9 protein-coding genes and 1 pseudogene are annotated in these 11,518 nt (G+C 65.0%); all 10 read left to right on the top strand.

Annotated features, from left to right (window positions below; genetic code table 11):
• The coding region (locus B3B04_RS10570; RefSeq protein WP_292042684.1) for a tetratricopeptide repeat protein at positions 1 to 542 on the top strand (542 nt) is incomplete at its 5' end.
• A gap of 57 nt (positions 543 to 599) precedes the next feature.
• On the top strand, positions 600 to 1,079 hold the full coding sequence (ccmE, locus tag B3B04_RS10565) for a cytochrome c maturation protein CcmE (protein WP_292042682.1): 480 nt from the start codon (positions 600 to 602) through the stop codon (positions 1,077 to 1,079).
• A 4-nt stretch (positions 1,080 to 1,083) separates the two neighbouring features.
• Complete coding sequence (locus B3B04_RS10560) at positions 1,084 to 3,078, top strand: heme lyase CcmF/NrfE family subunit (protein WP_292042680.1); 1,995 nt, start codon at positions 1,084 to 1,086, stop codon at positions 3,076 to 3,078.
• A complete protein-coding gene (locus tag B3B04_RS10555; RefSeq protein WP_292042677.1) occupies positions 3,075 to 3,578 on the top strand; it encodes a cytochrome c-type biogenesis protein in 504 nt (167 codons plus the stop codon). The genes B3B04_RS10560 and B3B04_RS10555 overlap by 4 nt, the downstream gene beginning before the upstream one ends.
• Before the next feature lie 150 nt (positions 3,579 to 3,728).
• Positions 3,729 to 5,264, top strand: coding sequence for a Do family serine endopeptidase (locus tag B3B04_RS10550; protein ID WP_292042676.1), 1,536 nt, complete (start codon positions 3,729 to 3,731; stop codon positions 5,262 to 5,264).
• Positions 5,265 to 5,388: 124 nt separating this feature from the next.
• Positions 5,389 to 6,060 (top strand): response regulator transcription factor, encoded by a 672-nt coding sequence (locus B3B04_RS10545; RefSeq protein WP_292042675.1) that lies wholly within the window; start codon positions 5,389 to 5,391, stop codon positions 6,058 to 6,060.
• Between the two features lie 9 nt (positions 6,061 to 6,069).
• Positions 6,070 to 7,491, top strand: a complete 1,422-nt coding sequence (locus tag B3B04_RS10540) for a sensor histidine kinase (RefSeq protein WP_292042674.1) — start codon at positions 6,070 to 6,072, stop codon at positions 7,489 to 7,491.
• A 7-nt stretch (positions 7,492 to 7,498) separates the two neighbouring features.
• Positions 7,499 to 10,387, top strand: coding sequence for a bifunctional [glutamine synthetase] adenylyltransferase/[glutamine synthetase]-adenylyl-L-tyrosine phosphorylase (locus tag B3B04_RS10535; RefSeq protein ID WP_292042671.1), 2,889 nt, complete (start codon positions 7,499 to 7,501; stop codon positions 10,385 to 10,387).
• Positions 10,388 to 10,712: 325 nt separating this feature from the next.
• Positions 10,713 to 11,285 carry an RNA polymerase sigma factor gene (locus tag B3B04_RS10530; RefSeq protein ID WP_292042670.1) on the top strand — a complete coding sequence of 191 codons (573 nt, stop codon included), beginning with the start codon at positions 10,713 to 10,715 and terminating at the stop codon, positions 11,283 to 11,285.
• A gap of 4 nt (positions 11,286 to 11,289) precedes the next feature.
• A pseudogene (locus B3B04_RS10525) lies at positions 11,290 to 11,518 on the top strand (hypothetical protein); the annotation flags it as partial.

Here is an 11,518-nt window from a genome sequence, read left to right as displayed (position 1 = left end):
GTCTGGCGCTGACGGCGGCGCTGTCGCTGGGGCTTTATCTGTCGCTGGGGCGTCCGGGCCTGCCGGACCAATCCTATCGCCAGCGCGTCGCCGAATGGGCCGCCAAGCCCGAGGCGCTGGAGCCCGCACAGGTCGCCGCTGTCCTGACCGAAGTGGTGCGCGAGAACCCTGATGACGGCATGGCCCTGTCCATGCTGGGCGCGGCGCGTTTCGAGGCGGGCGATCCGATCTCGGCGGCGTCGGCCTTCCGCCGGGCGCTGGCGCTGAACCCCAATGACGGACGCAACTGGGCGCGTCTGGGCGAAAGCCTTGTGCGTGCCAACAACGGCGAGATCGCCGGAGATGCCGAGGCGGCCTTCATCGAAGCCGTCAAAAAGGACCCTGACCAGTTGGGTGCCCGCTATTTCCTCGGCGAACTGGCCCTGCAACGCGGCGATGTGGCGGCGGCGCGCACCCAGTGGGGCCCGCTGCTGGCTGTGCTGGACCCCGCCGATCCGCGCCGTGCCGATCTTCAAACCCGCCTGAGCGAGGTGGGCCAATGACCCCTATTCGTGTGATGCCGGCGCAGGCGACCCTGCGCGGCCTTGAGTGTGCGTGACATGAGCTGGCTTCCCAAATCCCCCAAGGCGCGCCGCCGTCTCTGGATCATTCTGGCCGCTGCCCCCGTGCTGGCGCTGGCCGTCGGCCTGTCGCTGTATGCGATGAAGGATAATGTCACCTTCTTCTATTCACCGTCCGAAGTGACGGAGGAGGCAGTGCCTGCCGGACGCAACATTCGCTTGGGCGGGCTGGTCGTTATGGGCTCGGTCGAAAAGTTCAACGACGGCTCGGTAAAGTTCGACGTCACCGACAATGCAGGCGAGGCCACGGTGCTGTTCCACGGCGACCTGCCGGACCTGTTCCGCGAAGGGCAAGGCATTGTCGCCCAAGGCCAGTTCGGCGAGGACCGCGTGTTCAAGGCCACTCAAGTTCTGGCCAAACACGACGAGACCTATATGCCGCCGGAAGTCGCCGAGCGTCTGAAGGAAACCGGCGAATGGCGCCCCGAAGCGGGCGGTTACGCGCCCAAGGAAAACTAAGCCCGTGCTGGTCGAACTTGGCAGTTTTGCGCTGATCCTGTCCTTTGGCCTGTCCGTTCTGGCGGCGGCCATGGCCAGCTTGGGGCGGTTGCGTCGCAGTCCGGTGCTGGCGGGTGCCGGAGCCGGAGCTCTGCTGGCCTCGACCATGGCGGTGGCTGTGGCCTTTGGGGTGCTGATCTGGGCCTTTGTGGTCTCGGACTTCTCGGTCTCGAACGTGGCCCTGAACAGCCATACCGACAAGCCGCTGCTGTATAAGGTGTCGGGCGCGTGGGGGAACCACGAAGGCTCGCTGCTGCTGTGGTGCCTGGTCATGACGGCCTTTGGCGGAGCGCTGGCTCTGGCGCGCGGTCTGCCGTTCGGGCTGAAAACGTCTGCGGTGGCGGTACAGTCGGGCCTGTCGGCAATGTTCATCGCCTTTGCCGCCTTCACCTCCAATCCGTTTGTGCGTCTGAACCCCGCACCGGTGCAGGGCCAGTCGCTGAATCCCCTGCTGCAAGACCCAGCCTTGGCGATCCACCCGCCGCTGCTCTACCTCGGCTATGTCGGGTTTTCGGTCTGTTTCTCGCTGGCCGTGGCAGCGCTGATTGAAAAGCGCGTCGATCCGGCATGGGGGCGCTGGGTGCGGCCATGGGCGCTGGCGTCGTGGGTGTTTCTGACGGTCGGCATCGCGCTGGGCAGCTTCTGGGCCTATTACGAACTGGGCTGGGGCGGCTGGTGGTTCTGGGATCCGGTCGAGAACGCCTCCTTCATGCCGTGGCTGGCCGGTGCCGCCCTGTTGCACAGCGCCATTGTGACCGAGCGTCGCGGGGCCTTGGCGGGCTGGACCGTGTTTCTAGCGATTTCGGCCTTCACCTTCTCCATGCTGGGGGCCTTCCTTGTGCGCTCGGGCGTGCTGACGTCTGTGCACGCCTTTGCGGTTGATCCCGAGCGCGGACTGATGTTGCTGGCCATTCTGGCGTTGGCCGCCGGTGGAGCGCTGGCGCTTTTTGCCCTGCGCGCCCCGACCCTGAAATCCAGCGCCACCTTCGCCCCCATCAGCCGCGAAGCCATGCTGGTGCTGAACAATCTGTTCCTGACGGCGGCGGCGGCTACGGTCATGTTGGGTACGCTGTATCCGCTGCTGCTCAAGGGTCTGACCGGCGCGACCATTTCGGTGGGCGAGCCCTATTTCAACGCCGTCTTCTCGCCTCTGATGGCGGTGGCCTGTGTGCTGCTGCCCATGGGGCCGCTGATGGCGTGGAAGCGCGGCGACCTGACCGGCGCGGTCCAGCGTCTGCGCCTCGCCGCCCTGATCGCCGTGGTCGCGGCCATTGGCGGCTATCTGCTGTTTGATCCGAAAAAGGCGCTGGCCGCCTTCGGCATCGGTCTGGGCGCATGGCTGATTTTCGGCGCTCTGTTTGAAGTGTTCGAGCGTACCCGCGCTTTCAAAGCTCCGCTGGCCGAGACGGCGCGCCGCGCACGCGGCCTGCCGCTGGGCGCATGGGGTATGGCGCTGGCGCACGCTGGCTTGGGCGTCTTCATTCTGGGCGCGGTGGTCGAGACATCCTTTAAGGTCGAGCAGGGCAGGGCTCTGGCCATCGGTGACCAGCTACAGGCTGGTCCATGGCAGGTGACGCTGAAAGAGGTGAAGATCGTCGAAGGCCCCAACTATCTGGCCGAGCAAGGTCGCCTGCGCGTATCTCCTGTTCAGGGCCGCGCGGCGGAAAAGACCGTGACCTCGGAACGCCGCTTCTTCCCTGCCGGTGGTGGCAAGACCACGACCGAGGTCGGTCTCGATTTTCGTGGTCTGGACGATGTCTATGTGGTGATGGGTGAACGCACCCGCACCGATGCGGGGGAACCGGCGTGGTTTGTGCGCCTGCACTATAACCCGTGGGCGCGCCTGATCTTCCTCGGTCCGGCGCTGATGGCGCTGGGCGGGGCGGTGTCGCTGCTGGACCGCCGTCTGCGGATTGGCGCGACCGGCACCCGCCGCCGCAAGCCGGAGGCCAAGGCATGAACCGTCTCGCGATTGTCCTGATGGCGTCGGCGCTGATGGTGGCTTCGCCGGCCATGGCCGAGCCGCCGCCGCGTGCGGATATGCCCTTGGCCGACGCTGCGCAGGAAGCGCGCGCCAAGGCCCTGTTCGGCGAAATCCGCTGCGTGGTCTGTCAGCACGAATCCATCGTCGACAGTCCCGCGGCCATTGCCGCCGATATGCGCGGTCTGGTGCGTGAGCAGATCGTCGCAGGCCGCAGCGACGATGAAATTCAGCAGGACCTTGTGCGCCGCTATGGCGACTATGTTCTGTTCCGTCCGCCGTTCAAGGGCGCGACCGTCCTGCTGTGGCTGGGGCCGTTCCTGCTGGTGGGCGGTGTCGGGGGCATGTTCGCGTGGTGGAGCCGCCGTCGCCGCGCCGCGGCCGATCCTCTGAGCGCCGAGGAAGAGGCCGAACTGGCCGCCATTCTGGCGCGCGAGGACGCCGATAAGGCCACGCTTTCTGACAAAACGGACAGCTAAAGTCACAGGCTTGACCTGATCGCGCCACAGCACGACCCATGTCTGATCTGAACCATTCTTGATAGGCAGGCATTGGCTTTGGCCAATGTGCCCTATATCCATGGTTTCAGGAATCCGCCGGATTCCGGACGTTAGACTGCAAGGACGACGATGCTGAAACGCAAGGAGTTCATTCTGGGGGCTGCTGTCAGCCTGACCCTCGCTGCGGCCGCTACAGCGGGCGGAGTGATCCAGTGGCCGACCGCAGAGGCGGCGACGGCTTCCAATCGTCTGGTTCCCAATGCGGGTGCCGCAGGGCTGGCCTTCGCGCCGCCGCAGGGCGCGCCGCTCAGCTTTGCCGACATCTTCCAGCAGGTGGCCCCTGCTGTGGTGCAGATCGACGTAAAGACCCGTGTGCAGCGTCCGCGTGGTGGCTTGACCATTCCGGGCTTCCCGTTCTTCGCCGTGCCTGAAGGTCAGGGCCGCGGCGGTGCCGAGCCTGAAACCCAGCTGGCCCCCGGCACCGGATCGGGCTTCTTCATCACGGCAGACGGCTATATCGTCACCAACAACCACGTGGTCGAAAACGCCGAAGAGATCAAAGTCAAACTCAGCGATGGCCGCGAACTGAACGCCCGCCTGATTGGCCGCGACGAAGGCTCCGACCTTGCGGTCATCAAGGTGGATGGCGACGCCTTCCCCTTCGTGACGTTCGAAGAAGCGTCCGAGCCGCGCGTGGGTGACTGGGTCATCGCCGTGGGCAACCCCTTCGGTCTGGGCGGCACGGCCACAGCCGGTATCGTCTCGGCCAAGTCGCGCGATATCGATCCGGGCGGTCTGAACGAATATTTGCAGATCGACGCGGCGATCAACCGGGGCAACTCGGGCGGCCCGACGTTTGACATCTATGGCCGCGTGATCGGCGTGAACACCGCCATCTTCTCGCCGTCGGGCGGCTCGGTCGGTATCGGCTTTGCCATTCCGGCTGCCACCGCCAAGTCGGTCACCGACCGCCTGATGCGTGGCGAGGAGATCGAGCGCGGCTATCTGGGGGTGACCATCCAGAACCTGCTGCCCGAAGTGAAGGAAGCGCTGGGTCTGGATGCGGCCCTCAAGGGAGCCTTTATCGCAGAGGTGACGGCGGGATCGCCGGGTGCCCGCGCGGGCTTGCGTACCGAAGACATCGTGGTGGGCCTGAACGGCGAGAAGATCGAAAGCTCTTCGGACCTGACCCGCCGCGTCGCCCGCGCCAAGCCGGGTGATGCCTTGCGTCTGGAAATCCTGCGTGAAGGCCGTCGCCAGACGGTGGACGTACGCGCCGGTCGCCGCCCTTCGGAAAGCGATCTGAACACCCAGCGCGGCCTGTCCGAGCCGGAAGACGAAGCGCCGTCGGCCAATCAGGGCACGGTCGTCGAGGGCCTGACTGTGGCCCCGCTGACGTCCGCCCTGCGTCAACGCTATGATGTGCCGGACAACATCAATGGCGTGGTCATCACAGGCGTGGATGCCGATACCGAAGCGGGCAAGCTGCGCATTCCGGTTGGCACCCTGATCCTGCGCGCCAACAACCGTAGCGTCACCACGGCGGCAGAGTTCCGTGAGGCCGTGGCGGCGGCCAAGTCGGCAGGCCGTCCCAGCGTCCTGCTGCTGGTGCGCCACAACGGCAGCAACCTGTCGTTGGTGCTGCCATTCGCCAAGTCCGAATAGGGCTAAGGGCCCGTATGGGCGCTGGCCTGGCCTTAATCACGGCCAAGACGTGACGAAGGCTTAATTCACGGTTTCGGCGGCGATCGGTTAAGGTCGCCGCCGAAATCCAATTTCGGAGGGGTTGATGCGCGTTCTAGTGGTCGAAGATGATGCCGAAGCGGCAACCGCCATGGTGCGGGGCCTGACCGAGGCGGGTTATGATGTGACCCATGCGGTCGATGGTGCGTTCGGTCTGCTGGAAGCGCAAAAGGGCGGTTATGACGTCTATGTCGTGGACCGCATGATGCCGCGTCTGGATGGCATCGGCATGGTGGAAACCCTGCGCAAGGGCGGCGACCAGACGCCCGTTCTGTTCCTGTCAGCCCTCGGCGAGGTCGAGGACCGCGTGGTGGGTCTGAAGGCTGGCGGCGATGACTATCTGGTCAAGCCCTATGCCTTTGCCGAGCTGATCGCCCGCGTCGAGGCCCTGTCGCGGCGCCGCGAAACGGGTGGCGTGCTGACCGTGCTTAAGGTCGGCGAGCTGGAAATGAACCTGATCGCCCGCACCGTGCATCGCTCGGGTCAGGAAATCGACCTGCAACCGCGCGAATTCCAACTGCTGGAATTCTTGATGCGTCACGCGGGCCAGTCGGTCACCCGCACCATGCTGCTGGAGAAGGTGTGGGAGTATCATTTCGATCCCCAGACCAATGTCATCGACGTGCACATCAGCCGTCTGCGCTCCAAGATCGACAAGGGCTTTGATCGGGCCATGCTGCAAACCGTGCGCGGCGCGGGGTACCGGCTGGAGGCGTAAGGCCTCCCTATGAAGCTGCCCTCGGTCTTTCGGCGAACGCCCTTCCGGCTGACGCTGCTGTTTCTGGCGCTGTTCGTGGCCACGGCCAGCGCGGTGATGACCTATGTCTATGTCGCGTCGGCCAGCGAGGCGCGCGCCCGCGCCGAAGCCAGCGTGCGGGCCGAGGTGGAGACGCTGACGGGCATCTATCGCGCGCGCGGCGCAGATGCCCTCAATCAGGCGCTGGTGGACCGCACCATTCGGGGGGACCACTATCTGTACATGCTGCGCGGTGCCAATGGCGACGTCATCACCGCCAACATCTCCGAGCTGCCCGAGGGGGTTGATTCCGGAGAGTGGGAAAGCTTTCGCCTGACCGACACCGACGCCCAAGGTTTGGTCAGCCGCCGTCAATCCATTGGGATCGATACCCCGCTGGCGGGCGGTGAACACCTGTTCGTCGGCGAGGACGTCGGCGATATCGAAGCCTATCTTTCGCGCCTGACCCAAGCTCTGTGGCTGGCCATGGTGGCGGTTCTGGTGCTGGGGGTCGGCGGTGGACTGCTGGTCAGCCGCCGCGTCGAGCGCGCCATGGGGCGTCTGAACCGCGTGGTCACGGCGGTGCAGGACGGTGATCTGAAACAGCGCGTCACCGTCACAAACTCCGGCGACGAACTGGACGAACTGTCCCAGGGTCTGAACCTCATGCTAGACCGGATGGAGGCCTCCATGGCCTCGATCCGTCATGCGGGCGATGCTATTGCCCACGACCTGCGCTCGCCCCTGACCCGCATGCGCGCCAAGCTGGAAGTGGCACTGATCGATGCCGAGGCGGGGCGTATCAGTGGCACCGATGCGCTGGAAACCGCGTTGAATGAGGCCGACGGCCTGCTGAAAACCTTCAACACCGTCTTGGCTATCGCGCGCCTGCAAGCCGGTGGTGCGCCCGATCCCAAGGTTTTCGACGCGGCTACCTTGGGTCGCGATATGGCCGAATTGTATGAGTTTGCGGGCGAGGAAAAGGACATCGTCTTTGAATCGGAAATCAAGGACAGCCTGTGGATCGAGGGTAACCAGCCCTTCCTGGCCCAAGCCCTCGCCAATCTGATCGACAATGCCCTGAAATATACGCCCGAAGGCGGGGCGGTGATGTTCCGCGCGCGCCGCCGCTCGGATGGCGCGATCGAGTTCTCTGTGACCGACAACGGCCCCGGCATTCCCGAAGAAGACCGCGAGCGCGTGCTCCAGCGCTTTGTGCGTCTGGACAACAGCCGCACCGAGCCGGGCTCGGGTCTGGGCCTGTCGCTGGTCACCGCTGTGGCCGAGGCCCACGGTGGCCGTATCGAACTGGACGAAGGACCGGGCGCATTTGATGGGCGCGGGCCGGGACTTCGTGTAGCCTTGGTTCTTCCTCCCGCCGAAAAGCCTGACGACACAGCGCCAACCGAGTAATCGCTGAATGACCTTGCCCCAGACTGCTCTGCTTGCCCGCACCAGCCCCTGCGGGCCGGTCCGAGATTCCGCTGCCGCCGAACGCGCGCATGAACAGTTGATGCAGGCCGCCACCAAGGCCGGCTGGGCGCAAGTTTTGGATCAGGCGTGGCCTGCACTGGCACCGGTGTTTTCGGCCTCTCCCTATCTGGGCGGTCTGGCCCGTCGCTGGCCGGACATGCTGCACCGGATACTGGTGGCCGATCCCGATGCGCGGCTGGAAGAGATACTGGCTGAGATGGCCGCGCTGGACGGCCCGCCCGAAGAGATCAAGTCGCCCCTGCGTCGCCTGAAGGGCGAACTGCATCTGATGACGGCCTTGGCCGATCTGGGCGGGGCGTGGGATCTGGATCAGGTCACCTCGGCCATTGCCCGTTTTGCCGACGCGGCGGCGCAGGCGGCCCTGAAATCTGTCGCCTCCGAATGGCGCAGGCGTGGCAAGCTTCACAGCCCCGCCGATGACCCGCGCGGCCCTGTACCCGGCCTGTTCATGCTGGCCATGGGTAAGGGCGGGGCGTTCGAGCTGAACTATTCGTCCGACATTGACCTCAGCCTGTTTTTCGAGCCGGACGTTCTGATCCCCGCGCTGGATGACAGTGTGGAGGTGCAAAACTTCTGCAACCGTCTGGCACAGGGCGTCGCCACCCTGCTGACCGAGCGGACGGGCGAGGGCTATGTGTTCCGCGTCGACCTGCGTCTGCGGCCCGACCCGTCGTCCACCCCGCCTGTGGTCGCCGCCCCCATGGCGCTGGCCTATTATGAAAGCGTGGGCCAGAACTGGGAACGCGCCGCCTTTATCAAGGCCCGCGTCTGCGCCGGAGACCGTATCGAGGGCGAAGCCTTTCTTGAGGCCCTGATCCCCTTCATCTGGCGGCGCAGTCTGGATTATCAGGCCGTTCTGGACATCCAGTCGATCAAGAAACAGATCCACACCTATAAGACCGGTGACGGGCTTGAGGCGGCAGGTGCCAATCTGAAACTGGGGCGCGGCGGCATTCGGGAGATCGAGTTCTTCGTCCAGACCCAGCAGCTGATCCTCGGCGGTCGCAATCCGGCTCTGCGCAGCCCGCGTACGCTGGAAGCACTACAGGCGCTGACCGATGCGGGTCACGTCACGCCCCAGACCTGCGAGCGTCTGATGGCTGCCTATCGCATCCTGCGTGATCTGGAGCACCGCATCCAGATGCTGGATGACGACCACAGCCACAGCCTGCCACAGGATGACGCCCGCCGCGCCGATGTGGCGGCCCTGTATGGTCAGGACGATCTGGCAGCCTTTGATGCCTCAATCATGAATCTGCTGGTCGAGGTGAACACCATCTATGGCGAGCTGTTCGACGATGGCGAGGAACTGTCGTCTCCGTTCGGCAGTCTGGTGTTCACGGGCGTGGAAAACGACCCCGGTACGCTGGAGACACTGGGCCGAATGGGCTTTTCCGAGCCAGCCAGCGTGTCCGACACCATCCGCAGCTGGCACCATGGCCGCATCGGCGCCACTCGCACGGCGCGCGGGCGCGAGCTATTCACCCGTTTGGCCCCGCGCCTGCTGGAAGCCGCCGCGGCGACGGGCGCGCCGGATGCGGCGTTCCGGCGCTTTGCCACCTTCTTCTCGGGCCTGAATGCAGGGGTACAGGTGCAGGCCCTGTTCCTGAACCAGCCCCAGCTATTCGACATGGTGGTGGGGGTGATGGCGTTTGCCCCGCGACTGGCGCGCATTCTGGGCCGCCAGCCTCAGGCGCTTGACGGGGTACTGGACGCCCGCTTTCTGAAGGACCTGACCATCGACACCGGCTTTACCGAACAGGTGCTGGCCGAGACGGCGCAGGCGGGCGATTTCGAAGAGGCCATGAACGCCGTGCGCCGCCTGCACCGCGAACAGGTCTTCCGGATTGGCATACACACCATCACCGGTCGCTCCGACGCCGAGGCGGCGGGGCTGGCCAATACGGCGCTGGCCGATGCCTGTATGCGGGCGCTGTCTCCCGCCGCCTTGGCCGAGGCCGAACGTATGGGCGGTGCGCTGGAAGGCGGAGCCGTGGCTGTGGTGGCGCTGGGCAAGGCCGGATCGCGAGAGATGACGGCGGGCTCGGACCTTGATCTGATGACCATCTATCAGGCTCCATCCGATGCTATGAGCAGCCTGAAAGGCTGGGGCGGCGAGACCTTCTATGGTCGCTTTACCCAGCGTTTGATCGCGGCCCTGTCGGCCCATACGGCCGAGGGTGGCCTGTATGAGGTGGACATGCGCCTGCGCCCCACAGGGTCCAAGGGGCCGGTATCGGTGCGGCTGGAAACCCTGCGTGACTACTATGAGACCGAGGCCGACACCTGGGAGTTCATGGCCCTGACCCGCGCGCGGGTGGTGTGGGCCAGCGACCCGGCCTTTGCCGAAACAGTATCCAAGACGCTGGAGGAGGCCTTGCGCCGCCCGCGCCCCGGTGTCGATGTGGCCGCCGACGTGCGCAAGATGCGCGACCTGATGGATCGCGAGCGCCGCCCCAAAGGCTTCTGGGATCTGAAGCTGTCATCGGGCGCACAGGTCGATGCCGAGTTCGTGGCGCAATACTATCAACTGCGTCAGGCCGTGCAGGGCCGTCCGTTGACGGTTTCTACGGTTGAGGCGCTGGCCGACGATCCGGTGCTGCGTGATTCATGGCTCTATCACCAGCATCTGGGGCAGCTCATGGCCTGCGCCTTTGACGGAAGGGCCGATCCAGATGCAGAGCCCTCCGGCTTTCAAAAACGCTTGGCCGAGGCGGTGGGAGAACCCGCCTTCGACACACTGAAATCCGTGCTGGCCGATGTGCGTCGTCGAGCCCGCGAACGGTTCAACACAGTACTGCCCATTGTGACCTGACATCCGGACCATAAGTTTCGCGACGGAAACATCGTTATCTGACGTGTAAGCTTGCGAACAGGACAGGTGTGACCGATCTCGAACCGGCGCACATGGCCGGATGAGATGGATGTTTTGAACCAGGCGACCGCATCTTTGACGCGTACAGTCACACCCCGCCCTCGGGCGAAGGTGTGCTTTGTTACGCACAGTGCAGCGCTTCGGATGAAACTGACGTCTTCGTGTCCGGCAAGCCGTCGCCTTTGGTCGAAGATTCAGAGTAAAGCCGTTTTGAACCGGACGGATGCCCCGTCCCTTCCTGCTGTGAATGAAGCGCGAGGCTGGCTTGGCGACATCCGCCGATCCCGACGAGGACCTGTTGCGGCGTGTAGCGTGCGGCGAACCAGCGGCCATTCAGGCCATGGTCGCGCGCAAGCTGCCGCGCGTCATGTCGCTGGCCTCGCGTATGCTGGGCGATCCGGTCGAGGCCGAGGATGTGGCGCAGGAGGCCATGCTGCGGGTATGGAAACAGGCCGGTCGGTGGAAGCCGGGGCAGGCGCGTTTCGACACATGGCTGCATCGGGTATCACTGAACCTCTGCTACGACCGTTTGCGTCGCCGCAAGGAGGTGCTGACCGACACCTTGCCGGAACGCGCGGACGATGGACCGGCCCCCGATCGCGGACTTTTGGCCATGGAAACCGGCCTCAGGGTGCAGTCTGCCCTGATGCGGCTTCCGGAACGCCAGCGCGAAGCCATTATCCTTTGCCATTATCAGGACATGGGCAATATCGAAGCGGCCAAGGCGCTGAACATCAGTGTCGAGGCGCTCGAAAGTCTTTTGTCCCGCGGACGCCGTTCCCTGCGCACCACGCTGGCGGATATGGCCCCGCGCGGCAGAACGTCGGGCAGGAGTTGAGTGCATGATGACCGAGAGCCATTTTGAACATCTCCTGAGCGCTTACGGCACACGCTGGAGCGCATGGCCCGCCGATGAACGCGATGCGGCCCGCGCCCTGCTGGCCTCGTCTCCGCGCCTGAAAGCCCTGTGGGAAGCCGAAAGCGATTTCGACCATCTGCTGGATGCGGCCTCGCCCGCACCTGTGTCGGCCAGCCTGCGCGAGCGGGTCATCGCCTCGGCGGCGGGCGTGG

The sequence above is a fragment of the Brevundimonas sp. UBA5713 genome (assembly GCF_002419815.1).
Classification (GTDB): Bacteria; Pseudomonadota; Alphaproteobacteria; order Caulobacterales; family Caulobacteraceae; genus Brevundimonas.
The sequence above is the reverse complement of the archived record's forward strand: the minus strand, read 5'-3'. Positions and strand labels throughout refer to the sequence as shown.

What these genes read in the sequence shown, in the direction of transcription:
- B3B04_RS10550 (WP_292042676.1), top strand. Translation starts at nt 3,729, where the DNA reads ATGCTGAAACGCAAGGAGTTCATTCTGGGGGCTGCTGTCAGCCTGACC.
- B3B04_RS10535 (WP_292042671.1), top strand. Translation starts at nt 7,499, where the DNA reads ATGACCTTGCCCCAGACTGCTCTGCTTGCCCGCACCAGCCCCTGCGGG.
- B3B04_RS10540 (WP_292042674.1), top strand. Translation starts at nt 6,070, where the DNA reads ATGAAGCTGCCCTCGGTCTTTCGGCGAACGCCCTTCCGGCTGACGCTG.
- ccmE (WP_292042682.1), top strand. Translation starts at nt 600, where the DNA reads ATGAGCTGGCTTCCCAAATCCCCCAAGGCGCGCCGCCGTCTCTGGATC.
- B3B04_RS10555 (WP_292042677.1), top strand. Translation starts at nt 3,075, where the DNA reads ATGAACCGTCTCGCGATTGTCCTGATGGCGTCGGCGCTGATGGTGGCT.
- B3B04_RS10545 (WP_292042675.1), top strand. Translation starts at nt 5,389, where the DNA reads ATGCGCGTTCTAGTGGTCGAAGATGATGCCGAAGCGGCAACCGCCATG.